Source organism: Ruegeria sp. 6PALISEP08 (assembly GCF_001238295.1).
Classification (GTDB): Bacteria; Pseudomonadota; Alphaproteobacteria; order Rhodobacterales; family Rhodobacteraceae; genus Ruegeria.
Window position 1 is genome coordinate 1 of record NZ_LGXZ01000020.1, and the last position, 21,895, is coordinate 21,895.

Annotated in this window: 20 protein-coding genes and 2 pseudogenes; 9 read left to right on the plus strand and 13 right to left on the minus strand. The window is 54.9% G+C overall.

Annotation, left to right across the window (positions count from 1 at the left end; translation table 11 throughout):
- Both ALB80_RS20410 and ALB80_RS20415 read left to right on the plus strand, forming a co-directional pair.
- The coding region (locus ALB80_RS20410; protein ID WP_157054292.1) for a tyrosine-type recombinase/integrase at positions 1 to 169 on the plus strand (169 nt) is incomplete at its 5' end.
- A gap of 112 nt (positions 170 to 281) precedes the next feature.
- Positions 282 to 635 (plus strand): annotated as a pseudogene (locus ALB80_RS20415) (AbrB family transcriptional regulator); the annotation flags it as partial.
- On the opposite strand, the gene ALB80_RS20420 reads toward ALB80_RS20415, so the two are convergent.
- From ALB80_RS20420 to ALB80_RS20440, 5 genes are all read right to left on the minus strand, one after another.
- Positions 604 to 1,584 carry a D-2-hydroxyacid dehydrogenase family protein gene (locus ALB80_RS20420; RefSeq protein ID WP_050605949.1) on the minus strand — a complete coding sequence of 327 codons (981 nt, stop codon included), beginning with the start codon at positions 1,582 to 1,584 and terminating at the stop codon, positions 604 to 606. The pseudogene ALB80_RS20415 and the gene ALB80_RS20420 sit on opposite strands and share 32 nt — an antisense overlap.
- Before the next feature lie 14 nt (positions 1,585 to 1,598).
- Positions 1,599 to 1,817, minus strand: coding sequence for a hypothetical protein (locus ALB80_RS20425; RefSeq protein WP_050605950.1), 219 nt, complete (start codon positions 1,815 to 1,817; stop codon positions 1,599 to 1,601).
- 51 nt (positions 1,818 to 1,868) lie between these two features.
- Complete coding sequence (locus ALB80_RS20430; RefSeq protein ID WP_050605951.1) at positions 1,869 to 2,957, minus strand: 4-oxalomesaconate tautomerase; 1,089 nt, start codon at positions 2,955 to 2,957, stop codon at positions 1,869 to 1,871.
- A gap of 88 nt (positions 2,958 to 3,045) precedes the next feature.
- Positions 3,046 to 5,076, minus strand: a complete 2,031-nt coding sequence (locus tag ALB80_RS20435) for a tripartite tricarboxylate transporter permease (RefSeq protein WP_050605952.1) — start codon at positions 5,074 to 5,076, stop codon at positions 3,046 to 3,048.
- 79 nt (positions 5,077 to 5,155) lie between these two features.
- Positions 5,156 to 6,244, minus strand: coding sequence for a tricarboxylate transporter (locus ALB80_RS20440; RefSeq protein ID WP_050605953.1), 1,089 nt, complete (start codon positions 6,242 to 6,244; stop codon positions 5,156 to 5,158).
- Positions 6,245 to 6,383: 139 nt separating this feature from the next.
- On the opposite strand from ALB80_RS20440, the gene ALB80_RS20445 reads away from it, so the two are divergent.
- Together ALB80_RS20445 and ALB80_RS20450 are read left to right on the plus strand one after the other, a co-directional pair.
- Positions 6,384 to 7,052 (plus strand): response regulator transcription factor, encoded by a 669-nt coding sequence (locus ALB80_RS20445; protein WP_050605954.1) that lies wholly within the window; start codon positions 6,384 to 6,386, stop codon positions 7,050 to 7,052.
- A gap of 53 nt (positions 7,053 to 7,105) precedes the next feature.
- Positions 7,106 to 8,416 (plus strand): sensor histidine kinase, encoded by a 1,311-nt coding sequence (locus ALB80_RS20450; protein WP_253276939.1) that lies wholly within the window; start codon positions 7,106 to 7,108, stop codon positions 8,414 to 8,416.
- A gap of 231 nt (positions 8,417 to 8,647) precedes the next feature.
- Here the strand turns inward: ALB80_RS20450 and ALB80_RS20455 are convergent, their stop codons facing one another.
- The 5 genes from ALB80_RS20455 to ALB80_RS20475 all read right to left on the minus strand — a co-directional run bounded on the left by ALB80_RS20455 (position 8,648) and on the right by ALB80_RS20475 (position 14,080).
- A complete protein-coding gene (locus ALB80_RS20455) occupies positions 8,648 to 9,370 on the minus strand; it encodes an alpha/beta fold hydrolase (protein WP_050605955.1) in 723 nt (240 codons plus the stop codon).
- Complete coding sequence (locus ALB80_RS20460; RefSeq protein ID WP_050605956.1) at positions 9,367 to 10,911, minus strand: ABC transporter permease subunit; 1,545 nt, start codon at positions 10,909 to 10,911, stop codon at positions 9,367 to 9,369. Before ALB80_RS20460 ends, ALB80_RS20455 begins: the two co-directional genes overlap by 4 nt.
- On the minus strand, positions 10,908 to 11,963 hold the full coding sequence (locus tag ALB80_RS20465; RefSeq protein ID WP_050605957.1) for a glycine betaine/L-proline ABC transporter ATP-binding protein: 1,056 nt from the start codon (positions 11,961 to 11,963) through the stop codon (positions 10,908 to 10,910). The genes ALB80_RS20460 and ALB80_RS20465 overlap by 4 nt, the downstream gene beginning before the upstream one ends.
- Positions 11,964 to 12,030: 67 nt before the next feature.
- Complete coding sequence (locus ALB80_RS20470; RefSeq protein ID WP_050605958.1) at positions 12,031 to 12,990, minus strand: glycine betaine ABC transporter substrate-binding protein; 960 nt, start codon at positions 12,988 to 12,990, stop codon at positions 12,031 to 12,033.
- Between the two features lie 31 nt (positions 12,991 to 13,021).
- Positions 13,022 to 14,080, minus strand: a complete 1,059-nt coding sequence (locus tag ALB80_RS20475; protein WP_050605985.1) for a D-cysteine desulfhydrase — start codon at positions 14,078 to 14,080, stop codon at positions 13,022 to 13,024.
- A 95-nt stretch (positions 14,081 to 14,175) separates the two neighbouring features.
- On the opposite strand from ALB80_RS20475, the gene ALB80_RS20480 reads away from it, so the two are divergent.
- The 4 genes from ALB80_RS20480 to ALB80_RS20495 all read left to right on the plus strand — a co-directional run bounded on the left by ALB80_RS20480 (position 14,176) and on the right by ALB80_RS20495 (position 18,942).
- Entirely contained in the window at positions 14,176 to 15,132 is a 957-nt protein-coding gene (locus tag ALB80_RS20480) for a LysR family transcriptional regulator (RefSeq protein ID WP_253276936.1), read from the plus strand.
- 438 nt (positions 15,133 to 15,570) lie between these two features.
- Complete coding sequence (locus ALB80_RS20485) at positions 15,571 to 17,541, plus strand: alpha/beta hydrolase (RefSeq protein ID WP_083445401.1); 1,971 nt, start codon at positions 15,571 to 15,573, stop codon at positions 17,539 to 17,541.
- A 27-nt stretch (positions 17,542 to 17,568) separates the two neighbouring features.
- Positions 17,569 to 17,865, plus strand: a complete 297-nt coding sequence (locus ALB80_RS20490; RefSeq protein WP_050605961.1) for a hypothetical protein — start codon at positions 17,569 to 17,571, stop codon at positions 17,863 to 17,865.
- 51 nt (positions 17,866 to 17,916) lie between these two features.
- Entirely contained in the window at positions 17,917 to 18,942 is a 1,026-nt protein-coding gene (locus tag ALB80_RS20495; RefSeq protein WP_157054293.1) for a hypothetical protein, read from the plus strand.
- On the opposite strand, the gene ALB80_RS22310 is transcribed toward ALB80_RS20495, so the two are convergent.
- Positions 18,936 to 19,082, minus strand: a complete 147-nt coding sequence (locus tag ALB80_RS22310) for a hypothetical protein (RefSeq protein ID WP_157054294.1) — start codon at positions 19,080 to 19,082, stop codon at positions 18,936 to 18,938. The genes ALB80_RS20495 and ALB80_RS22310 overlap by 7 nt on opposite strands.
- A 333-nt stretch (positions 19,083 to 19,415) precedes the next feature.
- The gene (locus ALB80_RS20500; RefSeq protein WP_050605963.1) at positions 19,416 to 19,946 is read right to left on the minus strand and encodes a hypothetical protein; all 531 of its coding nucleotides are present in this window, start codon (positions 19,944 to 19,946) and stop codon (positions 19,416 to 19,418) included.
- Between the two features lie 654 nt (positions 19,947 to 20,600).
- Here ALB80_RS20500 and ALB80_RS22775 point away from each other — a divergent pair.
- Positions 20,601 to 20,720 (plus strand): annotated as a pseudogene (locus ALB80_RS22775) (YeeE/YedE family protein); the annotation flags it as partial.
- A 125-nt stretch (positions 20,721 to 20,845) separates the two neighbouring features.
- On the opposite strand, the gene ALB80_RS20505 reads toward ALB80_RS22775, so the two are convergent.
- Positions 20,846 to 21,625, minus strand: a complete 780-nt coding sequence (locus tag ALB80_RS20505; protein WP_253276937.1) for an MOSC domain-containing protein — start codon at positions 21,623 to 21,625, stop codon at positions 20,846 to 20,848.
- Positions 21,626 to 21,895: the final 270 nt, after the last annotated feature.

Consider the following 21,895-nt stretch of genomic DNA (forward strand, 5'->3'; position numbering starts at 1 on the left):
CGGAACGCATTCTCTTCGGCGGACAAAAGCTGCGCTGATCTATCGGAAGACTGGCAACCTTCGGGCCGTCCAGCTCCTGCTTGGACACACCAAGGTTGACAGCACGGTCAGGTACCTTGGGGTCGAACTCGACGACGCGTTGAGCATCTCGGAGAAGATCGACATCTGACGGTTTGACGGACGGCAGCAGCCGTTCGTCATCTCAAAATGGGTTCGGAAGTTTAGGCGCGAACGGCCGCTCCTTCGGATACCAGACTTTGGATTATTTGCGTTAAATGACCGCCATACTTGCAGCGCAATTCTTTATTGGCTGCGGGATCGGTGTGAAATTCGTGGGCGTCACTTGGGTCGAACTCCGCCGGGTGGTTGCAGCGGGCTTCGCCTATGTCATCGTCCTTGCCATCTTGGCCGCCGCTTTCACCGCCGTTGTCACCACGTTGGGGCTCGGCCAGCCGGTCGAGGCTTTCTTGGCCTTTGCCCCCGGCGGACAGGCCGAGATGACAGTGCTGGCTATCGTTTCGGGCGCGGACCTGGGCTTTGTGATTACGCACCACCTAACAAGGATTGTGCTGGTGATCATTGGTGCGCCGATAGCAGCCAACCTTATCCTGCGCTGGTCAAAACCTCGGGGTTAATCATGTGAATGGGAGCGCCTTCAGCATAAGCGTTCACCTGATCGAAAATGTCTGAGAATTGCAGGTCGAATTCGTCCTCGGTCACAAAACCTATATGTGGTGTCGCAATCAGGTTTGGGTGCGATAGCAAAGGGTCATTCGGGTCGGTGAGCGGCTCAGTATCGAAGACATCAATTGCGGCCTTGCCCGGGCGACCGGCATTTAGCCCCTCAAGCAATGCACCCTTTGCGATAAGGCCTGCACGTGATGTATTCACAAACAGTGCTCCAGGTTGCATCTGCGCGAAATCTGACGCGGTGATGATGCCGTGTGTGTTTGGCTTCAGGCGAACATGGACTGAGACAACATCACTTTGAGCAAAGAACGCTTCGCGGTTTGCGGCGACCTGAACGCCATCTGCATGCGCTCTCGCCCGACCTTCGTCCGAGGACCACCAGACCACATTCATCCCGAACGCCTCGGCGTAGCCAGCGACAGCGCGGGCGATACGGCCATATCCGTACAGCCCCAGTTTCCTCCCCCTCAAGGTCTTGCCAACTCCGGCCTGCCAATGCCCGGTTTTGACCGAGGCCATCTGCGCAGGCAAATCGCGCATCCCCGCCATGATCAGCGCCCATGTCAGTTCAGCTGCGGCATATGAAGGCGTCCCGCCGTGCATGTTCGAGCACAGCAGTACTCCGTTATCCGAGCATGCCTGCACGTCGACATGCGGGTATACGCTGCGCTGACTTATCAACTTCAGGTTTGGGAGCTTTTCAACCAAATCGCGGGTGATCTTGGTGCGTTCGCGAAACAACACCAGCGCCACAGCCTCCTGCAAGCGTTCAGCCAATTCGCTGGTATCATCGACATGATCTGTCCAGACCTTCACGTCATGGCCAGATAGATTTTCAAAACAGGGCAGGCCCTGCAGTGTGTCAAACCAGTCATCCAGAATGTGTATTTTCATCGACTTTCTATACCCTACTCGGTGCTAAGTTTTCTTGGCGTAGGCACAAAATGACGTGTGTCGAGTGCTTCTAGCGCATTGCGAACCCGTTCGCGTTGATCCAGCAAATGGTTGAATTGCTCGTCACACCCCGCAATCGGTGTCGGGTATTCCGCAATGTCCCTCCGCAAAGCCGACTGCGCCAGCCTGAGTTCCTGAAGCGCGATATCAAGGCATTCAGAATAGTCGTCCATCGGGACATCCTCACTATGTATACCACAGTATACCTTTTGAGATCAGCCTTTTCAACTATCGTTCCACACAGATTCCGGTACATAAACATGCCCATCTGCCAGTTTGCGCGCGGTTCGCACCAGACCTGCGGAATTCACGTTGAACTCCTGGTCGTTCGAGAAGTCCACCAGAACGTCGATCTTGCCCGAGGCGTGCTCCAAAACAACTTCAGCCGGGCTTAAATCCGGGCGATCAAGCAACTCGTCTGCGACGGTTCCTGGCGTCAAAGCGCAAGATGCTATGCATTGCGCACCCGTAACGGCCATTGTCGGGTGAGTTTTCCATGGCATGAAATACCGAACCGCAAGTGTTCCACCCTCTCTGGCGGGTGCCATCAGGCCGAATTTGGGAGTCACCGATTTCGATACGTCCCCCATACCCATCAGTTCCCCGGCTTCGATCCGTACTGCCTCCATCCGGTCAAAGAAAGCCCGGTTGGCATTCAGCTCTTCAGCGCTTTCATATCCTGTCAGTCCGAAATCTGAAGCCCGGGCTATGGCCATCGGCATAGCGACGTCCATGCAAGTCAGCTCGATCCCCTGCACTGCATCGCGCAAATTTCCTGTGGGTAGAAATGAACCTGTTGCCGAGCCCACAACGCCCATAAAGCTCAGTTGCACGGGTGCAGAATGACCGGGAACCCCCGCGATTTCCGCATCGCCCTCGTAGACCAACTCACCGCCCGGGGTCTGCACTTTGGCAACGACACGAGCGCCTGTATTGACGGCGCGAATGCGGATTTCGGTCTCATCGCCGTTGGGCTGAAGCAATCCCATTTCAATCGCAGCTGGACCAACTCCTGAGAGGATGTTTCCGCAAGTGGGTTTAAAATCGACCAGCTTCTCATCAACAGAAACCTGCGCGAAGAAATAGTCGATATCTGCCCAGTCGTCCTCGCTGACCGAAAGCATCGCCACTTTGGTCGTCACTGCGTTACCACCACCGATCCCGTCGATGTTAAGCGCTTGTCCGGCCCCGAGGGCAGCAACCAGCACATCAGCCAGCTTGTCCCTATCTTCAGGCAGATCAGAGCGTCGAAAATAAGGACCTCGGGAAGTGCCGCCGCGCATGAAAACATATGGGATTGCTGTCTGGGTCATTGCGAACCCTCCTTTACAAACCGTTGAAATTTCTGAATTCAGCGCTGCCCGACCCGCCAGATTGGCAGGCCGGGCATCCGTGGAGCGCCTACTTGAGTGGCCATGGCAGGTTCACCATGTCTTGCAGCAGACCCGGCGGGAAATCTCGGTTCAGAGCGCCCGCCATCAGGCACATGAACCCGATGCCGCAGGCGGTCAGGATCAGAGTCATCTGCCAGCTGGACCCGGCGCGAATACGGAGAAAGGCGATCAGGAACCCGATCAGGGCGAGGATGAACCCCACAACCCAGGTGGCCGCGATCAGACTTGCGAACCACGCGAGCGTTGACCAAAGTCCATGTGGCGCGCTTGCATCCTCGCCGGCAATTTCCTTGTCGGCAAAGATTGCATCCCCCTCGGGTCGCCGCATCATCTGGATCAACAGAATGACGCAGCAGAACAGCGACACGCTGCCGATCACCAGCGGGATGATCTTGTCGGTCATGTTGTAGTCAGGGATCATGTTGGCATTGACCAAAGCCACGATCAGATAGGCCATGATCACCAGCAAAAAGATCAGCGGCGCGCGCTTGCTGCCGGATTTGACCTCACCTTCGGCCATGATCATCTTGGCTTGACGAATGCCTAGAATGACCGAAACCACGGTGACCACGATCAGTACGATAACGATTGGGCTGAAGACGTACTCCATGCCTTCGCCAAAGCTTTTGCGGAAGCGGAAAGAGGCGATCTGAAACGCCTGGTTGGTGAACTTTTCAACCGGGTTCGACAAAACGAACCCGATCAGAAAGGCCGGACGCGACCAGTCGAAACGACGCAGGAAGATGCCGATCAGGCCGATGACGAACAGGGCCAGCAGGTCTTCGAAGTTTTGGCCGGACTGGAAAGCCGCAAAGCTGATCAGCATGAACAGAAACGGCGCCAGATAGGTGAAGCGGATTGTCGTCAGCTTGGCGATCCCACCCGAGGCAGCAATACACAGGATAGTCCCCACCACGTTGGCGAGAGCCAGCAACCAGACAATTGAATAGGTGATGTCGAGATTATCCTTGAGCATGCTAGGACCGACCTCGATATCGCCGGATCCCAACAGTGCAACAGCGCCGATAAAGATCGCCATGGAACCCGAGCCGGGGATACCAAACAGCAGCGTTGGGACGAGCCCCCCGCCCTCCTTGGCGTTGTTCGAGCTTTCCGGCCCGATGACGCCACGCACTTCGCCTTTGCCGAAGTTGCTTTTGTCTTTGGTTGATTGAACCGAATGGCCATAAGCGATCCAGTCAACAACCGAGCCACCAAGGCCGGGAATAACACCGACAACCACGCCAATGATCGAACAGCGGACCGACAACCAGATGTTCGCAGCCCAGTCTTTGACGCCATCAAGCCATCCAGCCCCTAGCGAAGCGCCCTTGGCAATGGATCGGTCTTGTCGCAACAGCGAGACGATTTCGGGCACCGCAAAGATACCCAAGCCAACGATGACCAACTTCAGACCATCGGTCAGGTAAGGAATGTCATAAGTCGCCATACGCAGCGAACCGCCTGCGTCCGCCTCGCCAATGGTGCCGACCATCAGGCCCAGCCCAGCGGCGGCGACACCCTTAAGCGGGATACGTCCGGCTAGAATGGCGACCATCGACAAGCCAAGAATGGTGATCATCAGCATCTCGGGCAGACCGAATGCCAGAACGATGGGCCGCGCGACCAAGATGAACATGGTCAGAAAAGTTGCGCCGACCAAACCGCCAAACAGCGATGAAGCAAAGGCCGCTGACAATGCCCGCGCGGCCTCGCCCTTTTTCGCCATCGGGAAGCCGTCCAGCACCGTAGCCTGCGAGGCAGAGCTACCGGGGATGCCCATAAGAACTGATGCGAAGGTGTCAGAGGTCGGAACAACGGCAACCATTCCGATCATCAACGCCAATCCAAGGATCGGGTCCATGCCGAACATGAAAGGCAGCAACAGGGACAGACCAGCAATACCGCCAAGCCCCGGGAAAACACCTACGGCCAGTCCCATAACGACACCAAGAACAAGGTACCCCAGAACGATAGGTTGCAGGATCAGACCCCACGCGTCACTGAGCGCAGGAACAGCTGTGGCGAAAACCTCCATAGCGGCCGCCTTTCATAAATTGTCTTGTGTTTGGAAAAGCGCGCGCCCGACATTGGGGCACGCGCGGTGGTGTTTGGGCTTAGTTCAGCTCGACACCATAGGCTTCTTTGAGCCAGTTCAGAACGTAGGCTTTGGCGTTGTCGTCCACGTTTGTCGCGGTTTGCAGTGCCGCTTTAGAGCCGTCACCTACGAACACTGGGTATTTGCCCACGCGCTTCGAGGAGATGTCGGCAAAGTCGCCGCGCTCGGTCACAGCCTGGAACGCAACTGTGTATGCGTCGACCACTTCCTGAGGTGTATCACCCGGCAGGAAGGCCAGCTTCTGAACCGGGAACCCGGCTACAAAGAACGCTTTCCACGCATCCCATGCCTCACCGCTGGTTTCACAACCATCGGTGGCTTCACATACTTCCTTGAATGTCGGAATGTCCGGGAAGGTCGGATCACGGACGATATTGCCGTCCGCATCCAGAGCGCCCCAGGTCATCATCGGCACAGCCTGACCGGATTCAACCAGAGGCGCCGATCCACCCAGATAGCCGGACGAGGTCTGATAATCGATGTTTGCTTCGCCGCGCTCGAACATCAGACGACCATCGCCACGGCCTTTAATACCAAAGACAGGCTCAACATTCATACCCAGCATTTGCCAGGCCAGCAGCGGCACAAGGTCGAGGCGTGTCGCGCCCTGCGAACCATAAATGAAGTTGGTGTCTTTCAGAGCGTTCGCGGAGCCATCAAACTTTGCTCCATCTTCGGCGTTCAGATAGGCAACACCACCGGTTCCCGACGCCATAACTGGAATCCAGTCGTTGTATTCATAGCGTACCCGCGGATCGCTCAGCAGATATGGGAATTGAGTTGAACCGGAGGTGCCAAACAGCAGCGTACCGTCGTCATGGCTCTGCTCCTGGAACCAGTTTGCGCCCTTGGTCGAACCAGCGCCCGGCATGAATTTCACCACTACGGTCGGTTGACCCGGCAGCGCTTCGGACAGAAGCGGTGCAAAGAAGTTGGCCCATTTGGCAGACCCGCCGGTTTCCGAGAACGGGATGACCCATTCCACAGTCTTACCCGAGAAATCAACCTCGGCTGCGGCAGGTGCGGCGATACCGGCGGCGGCGATCAGCCCCACGACGGCGCGGCGGGTGAAGTTGGAAATGGTCATTGGTTCCTCCCTGTTGACCAGACAACCACGTCAACGCCCTCCGCGCTACCGTGATCGCAAATAGAACTGTGGGGTTGATTCCCCCTCCCATCTGGCAATCATGGAGTGCCAACCTTGCGCGAAACTTGCAGGAGACCCGATGCGGATCGTCATCGTCGAAGACAACGAGACCCTCGCCAAAGCTATTGCCTATCGCCTACGTGACCGGGGTCATGCAGCAGAAGTGCTTTTGGATGGCGATGAGGCTGACTTGTATCTTGCGCAAGAGGGCGCAGACTTAGTTGTTCTGGACATCAATTTGCCTGGACAGTCGGGACTGGAGATCCTGAAATCTCTTCGCAATCGTGGTGACGGCGTACCGGTGATCTTGCTTACGGCACGTGCCGAAACAAGCGACCGGGTTTCGGGGTTGGACATGGGCGCCGATGACTATCTGGTTAAGCCATTCGAAATGGACGAGTTGGAAGCACGTATCCGGGCGCTTTCTCGACGCAAGGAACTCGACTACGGAGCAAAAGAGAGCATCGGCGCCCTGGATTTCGACCGCGCTGCCCGTCAGGTAAGTGTACAGGGCAAGGTTATGGATATTCCGCGGCGGGAAATAGCGGTGCTTGAGTGCCTGTTGGAACGCAGGGGCAGAATTGTTCCCAAAAGCCAACTAACGGATTACGTCTACGGCGTGGGTGCCGATGTCGAGGCCTCAGCCGTCGAGCCTCATGTATCGCGGCTGAGAAAACGTCTTCAAGATCTCGGTATTAGGATTAAGACAGCCCGTGGTCTGGGGTATCTGCTTGAGGTGCAGAAGTGATCAATCACAGCTCGCTCAGGTTAAGACTTTTCATTCTTATCCTAACCCCTTTGGTGCTAATTGCTGCTCTGCTTGGTCTTTGGCGTTTTATGATTGCGCAGAAAACGGCTCAGGAATTGTTCGATGACAGCCTGTTATCTGCTGGTCTCGCAATATCGCGAGATGTTGCGATTTCGGGAGGTGATGCGCTGTCACCAACGACACGCAGCATGATCCGTGACGCATCAGGTGGAGAGATTTTTTACCACGTAACGGGCCCCGGCGGCATCTATGTGACAGGCTATGCCTACCCTCCGGCCGCCACCAACCCGTCTGATCAAGACGTGTACAAGCCGCAGTTTTTCGAAGCGCTCTACCGCCAAGAACCAGTGCGCGTTCTTAAGATGACGGAACGCGTGACCATTGAAAATCTAATCGGAGATGCGACGGTTACAGTCTGGCAACGTATGGCGGATCGCAACGCTTTCGCGAATGAATTGTCAATCCGCGCAGGAATTCTAATGGGAATTCTGCTGGCCACCCTCGCCATTGTGGTGTGGTTCGGCGTCGCTCGTGGGCTGAGACCTTTGCTGGATTTGCAGGACGCAATTGACCTGCGTTCACCAGATGACCTGAGTGAGATTAAGCGCCCTGTCCCGATCGAAGTTCAGGGTGTTGTTAGAACCCTGAACCGGCTTTTTGGTCAGGTGGAAAAAAGCATCAACGCCCATCAAGTGTTTATTTCCGAAGCAGCACATCAGCTGCGAAACCCGGCGGCGGCTGTTCAGTCGATGGCCGAAGCTCTGCAGGACGCGAAAACGGATGACGACCGAGAAAAACGTATCTCAGAGCTTGTGGCGGCTGCAAAAAACTCAGCGACTGTGGCGGAACAGCTGTTATCACTTGAAAGGCTCAGGCAGCCGACGCACCAAGACCAAATGGAAAAAATTGACTTCCGCTCGGTCGTGGAAGAGGCCTGCGCGGAGATGGGAGTTCAAATCCTAGCAAAGGGTATCGAGTTCGATGTCACGATACCTGAGACGGCAGTCCCGGTAATCGGTGATCGGGTCTTTCTGATTGAGGCTATAAAGAACCTGTTGGACAACGCAGGCAAACACGGTGGCACAATGTTGAGCCAAATTTCAGTGGCGCTGCGGTGTGACGGCAAATACGTCAACCTAACTGTGACCGATGATGGTGCTGGCCTTTCGCCAAACCAAAGCGAAGCGGCATTCAATCGATTTTCTCAATTGGAACATTCCGGTGGCAGCGGATTGGGGTTGTCCATCGTCTCTGCAGTGGCAGAGCGCCACGGAGGAATGATCGAAATCAACCAAGTCGAAAGAGGAGCGAGCATTACGCTTGAGCTTCCCATAGTCCTGTAAGCTGTTTCTAATTTCACTCGGAACCCAAAACCAGTCAAAGTCAACGCAAGTTTTTGCGATTGCTGCTAAAGTCAGGTTTTCGCCCTGAGCGAAGAACGCAGCTCTCAAAATCTGTATCTATGTCGTCTTTGGGCTCGGTGCAGACGTTCAGTGATTTCAGCCCGATGTCTGCTGCGCGGACAAAGCTGACATCGGCTGCCGCCCAGCAAAAGTCCAAGTTGTTTGCATTGCTCAGCGGTCCAAAAAGTCGGAGATTAAACGTAGGAATAAGTCAGGTTTCTCGGCATGTAGCGCGTGAGCGCAGCCCGGAACAACTCCTAACGATGTATTGGGGATCGCCTCCCATAGCATTTGAATTTGGCTCCACGGATAGGTCCGATCTCGATCGCCCCAAAGCACAAGTGTTTCCCGCCGGATTCGGCTAAGGTTCTGCTCTCCTGACCAGGATTGCATCGCTTCAAGCCCAGCATTTATGGCGGCCAGCTTAGCTTGAGTGGCGATCCCGGCGCAGTGTTCATATCCTGGCGCAGCTTCGCAATCCAGAAACCAAGTCGCTGCGATCCGACGTGCGGTGGCCGCCGGGCCGCTTTCCGCAGCGCGCTTTTTACTGTGCTCAATTGTCTCGAACCGCCCCGGCAAGACACCGGCCGCGCCAGTTGCGTAAAGCACAAGACGGTCAATCCTTTCACCTTCGCGAACGGCAATTTCCTGAGCGATCATGCCACCCATGGAGTGACCGAGCAGATGATACTCCTCCACTCCAAGGCCACGGAGGTGCCGGACGACCCAATCCGCATATCCGCCAATACTGTCAATTGGTGGCAGATGGGCATTTACTCCGAACCCGGGCAGGTCGATTGCAATCACATCAGCATGCTGGTGCAGGGTATCGCGACACCCATCCCATTGTGCGCTACCACCCATGAAACCATGAACAAGTACAAGGGGAGTCACTTTCGCTGACCTTGAACGATCCGGTCAAGAATCATCGCGCAGAAGAGAATGGCAAAGCCTGCGAGGATACCCTGGCCCACATTGGCGTATTGCAGCGCCTCGAGGACGTCTTCGCCCAGTCCCTTCGCGCCAATAAGCGAGGCCACCACGACCATAGCCAGTGACAGCATGATTGTCTGGTTGATACCGGCGCGAATAGAGGGGCTGGCGAGCGGCAGATCGACCTTGGTGAGAAGGTACCATTTGTTGGCGCCAAAACTGATCGCGGCTTCGCGCACGCTTTCAGGAACACCACGCAGACCCAAAACGGTAAGGCGTACCACGGGTGTCCCACCGAAGATCATAGTGACAATAACTGCCGCTGGCTTGCCAACCCCGAAAAAGGCAATCACAGGCACCATGAAGACAAATGCAGGCATGGTCTGCATGAAATCCATAATCGGCTGGATGACAGCGTAGAAGCGCGGTCGGCGCGCAGAGAACATGCCCAGAGGAATGCCAATCACGATGGAAAGTAGCGCCGCGGTGCCGAGAAGCGCCAAAGTGGTCATAGCTTTTTCCCAGAAGCCGAGAAGTCCCATGTAGGCCAGAAAGGCACCAGACCAAATTGCCATACGCAACCCAGCCGTGAGCCAGGTCAACAGAACGATCAGCGCGGCCACCACTATCCAAGGGGTCTGAACCAACGCAACCTCCATGGCATCCAGCAACCAGCGAATTGCCGCGGTCAGCCCGTCAAAGAAGGCCACACTGTTGGCGACGCACCAGGCGATAAAACCCTCTACGGTGTCAATACTGGCCAGGCGGATTGAATTATCCGTCGGAAATTCGCTAAGAAATGAAAAACGGCCCGGGAAGCTGTAGTGAATCATTGCGGTCGCGACCAGCAAGACCATGAAACCCGCGCTGAAGACAATCTGACTGACCGGCATGCCAGAGCGAATTGTGCGATCTGAGAGCCAGTCAGAAAACCGGGCCTCCAGTGCCCAGTTGGCGGCTACGGCCTGTATGAGCTTAGCCACAAGCAAGATGACAACACCGGTGAGTGCAATCGACGGGCCTTGCGCGGCGAGCATCTCTGCCTCGGCGCGGAAGCCTTCAATATTGGCCTCCAGTCCTTCGATCTGGCGCTGGATGGCCGCGGCTCGATCCGAGCCGCTCTCCTGCGCTGCCGCGAGCTGCCGGTAGCGCAAATCGAGCGTACCTTCGATCGAGGTCACACGGGCCAGCGCGTCCGCTCCCAGATCTCCGAATAGGCCCCGCGCGATCTGCACAAAGCCGATTGCCTCGACGACAAGAAAGGCCAACGCCCATGACCAAAGCCCGCGTGCGCCGAACCAGATCGGACCAAAAAGCCCGGCCATTGCGTTGAAGGTTGCCGTAAAGCGCGCGGACGCCCCGATCTTGTCGAAGTTGCGGATGTAGTAGTCGGGGCTCGTACGTACAAAGGTGCGGATATTCTCCCGGCGCTCCTCGGCATAGGCCTGTGCAGCTTCGCTTTCTGTATCTTCAAGGGGGTTCACACCAAGATCTTCGTTCATGACATTTCCGTCCCTTCAATCACGGTGCGCAACAAATCTGCGCGTGTGATGACACCTCTGTCCTCGCCGCCATCGGACACCAGAACCGGCCGTTCATCGTCGATGGCTCGCGTAATTAAAGCGGAAAGTGTCTCATTGTGGTCTACCCGATCAATGTCAGCCGGCAGTGGGCCGTGCGTGGCGAGGTAGCTGTCCAAGGACTGCATCGCCGCATGAGCATGCACCACTTTCAGGCGCGATATCCCGGCCACGAAGTCAGAAACGTAGTCATCTGCGGGATGCATGACAATGTCCTCAGCCGAGCCGATCTGCACCATCTTGCCGTCACGCATGATCGCAATTCGGTCTCCGATGCGGACGGCCTCATCCAGGTCATGGGTGATGAAGATCGTGGTCTTTTTGAGGATTTTAGACAGCCGGATGAACTCATCCTGCAACTGCCGCCGTATTAGGGGATCAAGTGCGGAGAATGGTTCATCCATTAATAGAACATCGGGGTTGGCCGCGAGCGCACGGGCAAGCCCTACACGTTGCTGCATACCGCCAGAGAGTTCGTGAGCGAATTTCGCGCCCCACGCCCCCAATTCGACAATGTCGAGAATCGCGGCCGCCTGCCGCATACGCTCGTTCTTGGCCACCTGGCGGATTTCCAGGGGCATTGCCACGTTATCAAGGACCGAACGGTGGGGCATCAGCGCAAAATTCTGGAACACCATCCCGATTTTCCGGTTGCGGAAAACCTGAAGTTCCTTTGTGCCGAGCGCCATGACGTCCGTGCCCTCGATCTCGATCTTGCCGGCCGTTGGTTCGAGCAGACGATTGAAGTGGCGCACGAGTGTGGATTTGCCGCTTCCTGAGAGCCCCATGATACAGAAGATCTCACCGCGTTTGACGCTGAGGCTGACATCGGCCACGCCCACCACGGCATTGAACTCAGCAAGCACTTCAGCCTTGCTCAGGCCTCGCGCACGAATGGCTTCCAGAGCAGTTTCAGGTTTTGCCCCGAAGATTTTCCAGATGTTGGAAATTTCGATTACAGTCTCGTCGCTCATCCGCCTACCCGCGCGTGCATTCAAATGGGGCGGCACCGCTAGGCGCTGCCCGTTGTTTTTTTCTGACTCAGAGACCCAGCATTGAATCCACGCGCTCGGAATTTGCGTTAACCCATTCGGCCGCAACTTCCTCAGCATCGCGCCCATTGGCACTGATCTCGAAGGCCAGCGAACTCACGTCATCGGCGGTAAGGGAGAAGTTTGCGAAGAACTCCGTAATCGCCGGCGAGCGATCCCCAAGCGAGTTTGACCAGGCGATCTGCACTTCCTTCAGGGCGTCCTTGCTGGCAACCATCGACTTGTTATACCAATCAGGATCGTCGGAAGGCTGCACCATGACGTATTTTTCAGGGTCATAAGTCGGTTCGGTTAGCATCACCACGTCGAACATGTACCAGACAGCATGCGGCTCATAGCAGTAGAAGGCGTATCCTTCGTTTTTGGCGATGCTGTCCTTAATGCGCGCGGTCTTTACCGCTTCTTCAGCCCGGATCGGATCTATAAAGTCCAACAGGCCATAGTCGCGCACCTTCACCTCGTTCACATTGGCTGAGGCCCAGCCGGGTGCACCGATCCACATCTCACCCTTACCATTGCCATCGCTGTCCATCGCTGCCGCCACATCGGGGCGTCCGAGATCCGCGATGTCGGTGATATTCATCTCTGCGGCAAAGTCCTTGGAGACGCAGAAACCCTGATTGCCCTGATAGGGGTTCGATGACAACGTCACTGTGCCGGCACCATCAACATATTGCTTGGTGAACGCTTCCTGATTTGGCAACCATACATCTGGGTGAACATCGATATCACCCTTCCCCTGATCCATCGCTTGAAAAATCGTGGCATTGTTACCGGGTACATACTCCACCGTGCCGCCAATGCGGTTGGTCACGATCTCACCCAAGACATGGGCAATGGCCTGTGCTCCAGTCCAAGTAGGAACGCCGATCTTAACCTCTTCAGCGGCGAGTGGCGCACCGAGAGCTGAAACCAAAGCCGCGCTGATCAAGTATTTTTTTAGTTTCATTTGATATCTCCTTGTTGGTTTGTTGTAGGTTTCAGGCCACGTAGCCGGGAAGTTCAAGAGTTTCGGGATACCCAAACAGGGCTGCACTTCCGCCCGTATGCAGAAAGACGACATTGTCCATGCCGTCGAAATAGCCCTTGCGGATTTGGTCGATGAGACCATCCAACCCTTTACCCGAATAGACCGGGTCGAACAGAAGCCCTTCGGTGCGGGCCAGTAACTTAAGCGCGTCAATCATCCCTTCAGTGGGAAGACCATATCCTGCACCAACGTAGTCGCAATTTGCGCGCACTTTTTCGCGCGCAATGGGCGTACCCGTCTCCATATACTCGACAGTTCGCACTGCCAGATCATGAACCATACTTTCCTGTTTGTCTTGCGGGGCACGCACACCGATGCCCAAAAGGTGAATGTCACTTTCTAGGGCGGCAAGCCCGGCGACCAATCCAGCTTGCGTACCCGAGCTGCCGGTCGCATGTACCAGCGCGTCAATTTTCAATCCGGCATTGGCGGCCTGTTCGCATAACTCGCGCGCGCAATTTACGTAGCCCAAGGCCCCGATTGGGTTCGATCCACCGCCCGGGATGATGTAGGGTTTTTGCCCTTCTGTCTTCATCTGCGCGGCGCAGGCTTCCATCTCGGCGTTCATATCCGCCCCACCGGGACGCTTGGACACACTGGCGCCATGCAGTCGATCCAACAGGACATTTCCATTCAGAATATAGTTCGGGTCATTGGAACCCGTGCGATCCTCAAGCAGGATGTGGCACGAGATGCCAAGTTTTGCGGCCGCCGCTGCTGTTTGACGCGCGTGATTGGATTGCGTCGCCCCCTGCGTGATGATTGTATCCGCGCCTTTCTGGACTGCGTCAGCCATCAGAAATTCCAGCTTACGGGTCTTGTTCCCACCCGACGAAAGGCCGGTGCAATCATCTCGTTTGACCCATAAACGCGGACCACCTAAAACCTTGCTCAGGCGATCCATCGGCTCCAAAGGCGTAGGAAGATGGCCAAGCGATACCCGGGGAAATTTCGCCAGCGTCAGCGATAGCTCCTTGCACAAGCTCAAAACCAACTCCGGCGCGACCATCGCGTCACCACCGGTCATCTGAATTGTCTCAGCCACCACACTCTCCCTGCTTTTGCCTACAGACAAACACTTTCAAAAGGAAAAGAGGAAAAACAGTGCATTTTTTGCAGGCTGCTAATACATTTTCTTTGGGTGCAAGGGAGGTGCGGATGAATATGCTGTGGTTTGATGATGTTCTGGCCCTTCTAGAAGAGCGGAACATGACGCGGGCCGCGGCCCGCAGAAACATAACACAACCAGCATTCTCAAGGCGTATTCGCAGTTTTGAGGAGTGGCTAGGGATTGAAGTTCTCGATCGCAAATCGAACCGGGTCGAGATCAGTCCGGCACTGGCCTCGAACGAAGCCGAAATACGCTCTTTGATCGCAAGGCTAAATGACCTGCGCACAAAAATTGCGCAACATTGTCCAACCGTTTCGATCGTGACTATCGCCGCGACACACGCATCGGTCGTCTCCACCTTCCCTGATATGGCACTGCGTGCACGTGCCACGTTCAAGGGGCTCCGTTTTCGTCTCAGAACTGCCAATCTGAACGATTGTGTCACACTGTTCTTGCGCGGCGATACCAACATACTGCTATGCTATGAGGCGCAAACCGTCGCCCCAATGCCGTTCGGAGCAGGCATTCGTCGCGGAACTTGGGGTCACGACTACCTCATTCCGGTCATCGGTGGCGGATTGCGGTATGCAGTGCGTGGAAACGTTGACGTGCCTTTGGATATGCCGGCCGTCGTCTATCCCGAAAATAGCTACTTCGGCGAAGCATTGAACAAGAGCAAACTCCCGTTCGGAACCGCCGATTTTAGCAAAAACCCCGTTTGCCAGACGGCCTTTTCAAGTGGAGCAAAGGAAATGATCCTGAACGGTCTCGGTGTTGGTTGGCTGCCGTTCAGCATGGTGCACAAGGAAATTGAAAGCGGCGAGCTAATCTCCCTACGCAACCAATTGGGCCAGGAAAAGCTCGACGTGGTGGTCTATGCCCACCACCAGACCGAGATAGCGAAGATGTTGCTTGATTTCTGGACAAACAAGCCGTCTTCAAAGTCTTGAGCCCATAGAACGCCCATGAGCGCCAAAGACCATAGCCATCTGTTGGCACCAAATTTTGACCGCCGAAGGTCGTGGGAAATTGCCATGTTTCTTGCGGTATAATATTCCTCAGTTGTCCCGATTTCTTGAGTATTCAATGACCGCATTGGGCTCAGAGCAGCCATTCGCTGCGAGGTGCATGAGCGTCGGCTTTGGGCGTTTGCAGTCATTCGTTTTCTTTGGCCTACTGTCCGAGTTGCGGACAAAGCTGTCGTTGGTTGTTTAGTTTTCGATGTCCGGATTCTACAGGTGGTGCCCTTTGCGAAGATGCTCTGACAAAACCTCTCAATCCGTAGTGTTTGGATTTGAAGCTACGGAATGACAACTTTCAATCGGTTCGCAAATGCGGTCCACTGATCTAGGGTTATAGAAAAATCAACAGCTTTATGCGGTGTAACCATGACTCCCGAACAAATACTTGCCGTCCTATCTGCTTTGCTTGGAGAACCTTCTGATCCGACGGCTTTGGAAGCTCAATTCGCGGGTGGAGCAGATACGCGCTATCCGGTCGAAGTCACGCCATGCACGCGCCCCGTCGTCCCCGATGAGATTGACGGAGAAACTGTAATCTGCGGTATTGTGGCAGTACCTGAGGATCACAGAGATGCTGAAAGCAAGACCCTGGACCTCAGCTTCATCGTTTTCAAGGCTCATTCGCTGGCACCCCTGGCAGACCCGGTTGTCTATCTTCACGGGGGACCGGGAGGCGGTTCAGTTGAATCTGTGCGCTCGCTCAGCCTCTTTTTTGACCATCTGCGGGGGCGAAGGGACGTCGTGGCGTTCGATCAACGCGGCGTCGATGCAAGCGCCCCGGATATGGATTGCTTCGGGACTCTGGCGGAAAATCTGGAGCCAATCGTCGATCAGTTGGGCGGTGCTGACCTACCTCAACTGGAGGCGACGCTTGTTCGCGACTGCATTTCTGAATTGACCGAACGAGGCTTCGATCTTCCGCAGTTCAACACAACCCAAAATGCTTTAGATGTGCGAGCCGTAATGTCGGCTCTTGGTTACCCTGAGTACAATATTTATGGCGTTTCATATGGCACTAAGCTCGCGCTAGAAGTCATGCGCTCTGTGCCCGAAGGCGTGCGTTCGGTCGTTTTGGACAGTGTCGCGCCACCCCAAATCGCGCTTTATGACACTCTGTTCGCCCCACACACCGAGGCCATCTTCAATACGTTCGCACCTTGTGAAGACGATCTTATCTGTGCGGAGGCGTATCCCGATATAACGCAGCGGTATTTTGACCTCCTTGAAGAGTTAGAGGCACGTCCATTGGAGGCTGCGGGGATCGAGATTTCCGGGCAAGTGCTTTTCAGCATTTTTTCCGGCAGAAACGATTGGTCCGACCCAACGATCCGCGGCTTCACAACTTACGCACCCGCACTGGTCAGTGAGCTTGAGGACGGAACGGTCGACCTCATCACGCAAATCATCAACGGTGACCTTCCACCCCAGCCCTCCGCAGAAGCGTTGTTGGCGGGTTCGTTGGACCTGAGCGCCGATCAAAAGGTTCTGGCGCAAGCTGCAACTAACGCCATGTCGCAAATGGAAATTGCTTCCGACACTGCGTCCTCGGCTTTGGAGCAACTTGAAGCGGATCGCGACAGTGATCTAGAACCGGCTTCCTTGGGAGAGTTCTTTGACGATGCTCTTGAAGATGCTCTGGCCGGGTTGCCTGATCGGGCGGATCGCTTGGCGTTTGCGCAAGACTATCTAAACCTCCGGTTTGAAACGCCGCGTGCTGGAGCGTTGCTGGACCTAGTCCGCGCCCATTTCAATGAAGCGACAGCAGGACGGTTGGCCTCATTGATCGCTTTGCTCGGCCCCGAAGATGTCAAACGCGTTTTCAGCTTGATCGCAACAGATAACGCAGCTTTGCAAACCATTATGGAGGGTGAGTTCGAGCTCTTGCTTTACGCATGTCAGGAAGATTTTGTGGACGGTTTCAACTCAGCGGCGGGGTTTGGCGCTTTAGTAGCAGAGTTGGGCTACGGTCCTTTGATGACGGCGGCTCTAGCTGAAATACCGAGCCTATTTGCAGATTGCAGCGAGTTCACACCGGTATCTCGAGACAACTACCTTGAACCCGTATTTTCCGACATCGCGGTATTGGTCCTGTCTGGCGAGATTGACACACAGACTGCATCTTCCTGGGGTAGGCTAGCGGCAGATACTTTGCCCAACAGTCAATTGTTCCTGTTCCCGGAAACCGGGCACGGGGCTCTTGTGTTCAGCCAATGCGCCCGCGATATTGGCGAAGCGTTTCTGGAAAACCCCGGGGCAGGCATCGATGGCTCGTGCGTCTCGGATCTAAGGCTACCGTATTTGATGCCGGACGGCAGCTTGCATAGTGTCGAGAATTGAAGACCGCTTAAGCAAATGGAGAGTCCAATGAAGGCCCTGATCACAGCAACGATTTTGGCGATTGGCTTTGTATCGTCTGCCCACGCATTTGATCGTCAAACGACTGACGCGCTCCAACTGTGCCACGACTATTTGTGGGAGGTACCCGAATATGCTGACCTGCCAAACGCCGCGATTTCCGTGTTTCCGGGCATTTTGAACGATCAAAGTATCGTCGTTTTCTGGAATGTGTATTGGGACGACCCAACAATACGCGCAGCAGGAAACTGTACGATCATTGACGGCGCGGTGAAGGGTTTTGAAGATTATCTGGCGCAGGAATAGGACAAGACGCGTGCCGTCTTTTGCAAAAACGTGGTGCAGGTCGGAGACTTCATGAAGCGGTCAGCGTTTCTTTGTCTAGCGGCTGCGCTTCTTATCGTGGCGGGTATGACGTGGCTTGTATCTCGCCCTCTGTTAAGGATTGAAACACTCAGGGATTCGGCGGGGACAGCACCGCCTGAACCGGCGCTCCTGAACGCATCAGAGTTGGAGCAACGCCTTCTGGCGGTCGGCCTTCACCCGACCGGTCAGCTAAGCGATCTTGGTGTCAATGACCACCTGGCTCGGCTGGAAGCAGACAAGGTCGACGCGGCTACACTGAGCGCGTATGCCGATGCCATAGAGGTATTGTCGGCATTCAGCGCGGATCGCGGTCAAGCCTTGCCGCCGACGCTTTGGGATGTGAGCACGCCAGCGCTTCGTGAGGCGGGCTGGACTGTATACACACTCACCGAAGCAATGGCATCGGATGCCGGAGCAATTCACGTCGCACTTCTATCTGATGCTTACGCGGCTTTTCTTGAGCGCAGGCCTAATGCATTGGAAGGCGCATTGGCGCTACTGCCGCTTTCGCGTAACTATGTCGAAACGCTGCCAGAGAGTGCGCGGGCAGAGCGCGAACGCCATGCCCAGACGGAGGGGCAGGCCACTCTGTTGATCTGGCAAGCTCTGTTATCAGGCACAAGCAGACACAATCCCTTAACGCACCGCCCCCTGTGGAGCCACGGCTACATCGGCCACTTTAGCGTGCCGCACATCCATCAATACGCAACCGGCGAAGGCCTTACCGCGAGCCAGGTTTGGGGAGTTGACGGGTTCAATCCCGCATTCGTCGGCCCCCCTACCAATAGCAACCAAGTGGAACATTTGGGCATTAGCGCATTGCTGCAGGGCGTGGCGCATGTGCCAGGCGCAGTCTTAACCGCCACTGAAGCATTCGAAGTCTTCGTTGATCACGATGACCCAGCCGCTGCCCAAGCGGATAGGGCATTGAATGACGCCGTGAGAACAGTACTCCTCCCCCGCATGGAGGAAGATCCGAACGCGCTGGTCTCTGCATTGACTAACGCACTTCAATAGCGCTGCAACTTTGTCGGGCGGACTTTGATGAAGCCCGCTGCACCTTCGAGATAGCCTGTCTCTTCACCCTGGGCAACAATCCGGAAGCTGACATTCGAAGCAGGTGCAGCAATCTGCTGGTTTGGGCTCGAAGCAGACATTCGCTGCAACTTGCTTGAACGTCTCCTTCGCTGAAAATTTTACTGAAGCGGGAAATGCGTCTTCTTGCTTCAGTTCGTACAAGTGTTGCTAATAACGCTTTTCTCCTAGGTGCGCGATACCCGAAGCCAGTAGTCGTCTTGCCTCGTAGAGTTCACGCTGACCAGACATTAGGTTTGGAGGCAGAGCACCTATCTTTTCAGAATGCCGAATTGATATCTCTAACCTATCAGCCGCTTCGATTGCGGCTTTTAGTGCAGCCTTGATGGCGGTGCTATCAGAAATGGGCAGGCGAGTTCCAGCCATTCCTCCGTTGTCTGTCCATGACCCTCTCTTCATTTTTGTTCCTGGCTCAGGCGGCCCCATTTTGGTAGCAGTGACTTATCAATTGCGGCGGTCGTTCTATCCGTACGTCGCATTTCCTCGACCTCCGCACGGAGTGCGGACAATTCTTCAAGCCCTTTGAGCTGGGCGTGACGACCCAGAACATCCTGAAGAAGCCTTGCCTGTTGCAAGCTGATTTCGCCCCGCGATGCTGCAGTTGTGGTCCGCTCTGAAGCGACGAGGATATCTTCAATTGAGCTCAATTTGTTCCTGTCAGCCAATTGAACGAAGTCAGAGCGTGTAGGAGGCCGAACCCGATCAACGAGCCATTGGGCTACGGTTGGATTGCCGTTATCAAGCTCGTCGGAAATTACATCAGTGGCGCGCCCGAGCATCTCTTCAAGCCGTTCGCCCGCAAGCCGTGCTGCGCGTGCTTTAATGCCATTTGCGCCCCGCGGTCGGCCGGTTGACTTTGGCGGTTTGTGCCCGGGCAGGAACTTGCCATCCGGGCCGCGTTTAGCTTGTTGCTCGTCATGGGGCATAGAACCGTCAATCTCGTCATTTATACGTCAATAATACTGACATAATAGCTTAACTTTGCGTTCTTGTCACTGTCTTGGGATTGACCCGTGGGTTACGGAGTTCGAGAGCGAGGTGTTCCGCTCCTTCAAGTGAAAAACCAAATCGGCTGTTGCATTCTCACAAAGAAATCAAGACGTGAGGATGCCTCCAAGGCCATCTGGCATCACATGCTCAACGCTCAATTCCTTAGTTAAAAGACATGCAAACCACCTAGGATGCTCCCACTCAATTCTCAATTTCCATTCCTCAATGTTGAACGCACGTTGGCCAAGTTGTCTGGATGAAGGTGATAGCACCGCGCGACATCAAGGTTTTGGACTGCCAAATTGGTTTCATTAGCCCAATTGACAGCAGTTGAAGTCAGGAGAATTCAGTAATATGTGGGGTTTTATGTGGGGGCGAGATGTCCCAGCTGGCGGAAAACGCAGCGTTTTCAATGAGGGTATGGTGGCCCTAGGCTCCACCAAAACCTAACAATACAACTAGATAGCAAGCATTAGAGCGGTGTGACACACAGGTGTGACACAAAATGAAGCTGCATGCGTATCTCTCACTGTCCAGACACGGCATCTACTACTTCCGTTGGCCACTGCCCGTCACACGACCAAAACCCCACACTAGACCAAGGCATATCTGCCTTCTCACTTCTGGCTTACAGCGCGCCTGTAACATCTGCTGCAATCTTTGCCGGCGCAGCCCTTGGATTGAAACAACTGGTGTCTGGACTGTCCTAAATAACTGAGCGTTGAGTGCACAGCTCAGATCGGTAATGTGCCAGATGCGCTTCGGTGCAGTTCACGCGCTGCGCATCAACAGAATGAAACCTGATTAGTTTACTGCAGTGCTGGCGGCTCAAAGGTCACGTGAGTATTTCCCCAGTTTGCCCGACCGTTAGCGTTCCGCCATTGGTTACCTCGACATAGACGCCCATATCCATATGACCCATCAACTTTTGAATAAGGTAGGGTATCTTCAAGTCCCGCTCGGCCGTTTTCGGGTTCACTTCAGTTGCTGCGCACCTTTTCGTACGTGAGAGTATCTTTAACTCAACATCGCCGAACCTTAGAATCGATCCAACGGCATCCAGCTCAGAAAACGAAGGTAGCCCGTCTATCTCGATATTCGCTCGGAACCGCGCTGGGTGGATATCTGTGTTCAGTTGTCTGCCCAACTTTTCCACAGAGGCCAGATTCAAAACAGATATCGCGTTCATCATTTTCGGCGACACGACAGACACATCCGTAAACCGATGAGGAGCGGAAGAGACGAACTTTGGCGGTTCGGGATCTCTTAAGCCTATCTCCGAGCTCAGGAACCTTGCCGCATCCATCCGACCCTCAGGAACTTGCATATTAAAACATCGCGTCTTGCCGTTCGCATTGACCTCAAGATCTTGGGTCTCAATATCAAAACGGGTCTGAATGCCTGCCAGTGCAGCCTCGTTCATCAAAACGACAAAACGGTCTTTCGGAAGTGGCTTAGGGTTCTGCATGTCGAAACCGGAGTTGTAACGGGCAAATCCGAAGAGGCGATCACCGGGAATGCCCTCTCCTGCTTGCAGCGTCACGGTTTGCATAGGCTCGGAATCCAAGCCTTTAATTGGGTAGCGGTTCATTCGAACGATAGAAAGATTTTTCATACGTCTGCACCTGACCAAACGAGTTAGGCACGATCCAGCGTGGTTCGCGCTATTTGACGCTATCTCCAATTCGTAAGTGTATCGACTGAATAAACTGCAAGTGGCCACCGAAGCGAATTCCCGAGACCAGTTGATGGTCTGATGTCGCCAAAGTTGGCTGTGCCATTTCGATCGATAGGGCTATTTGACATCCCGCAACCGAGAACACATGCGCATCAGCATCTCTGAAATTCCTCTTAAAATCAATTCATAAGCGACTCTGCTCGAGGG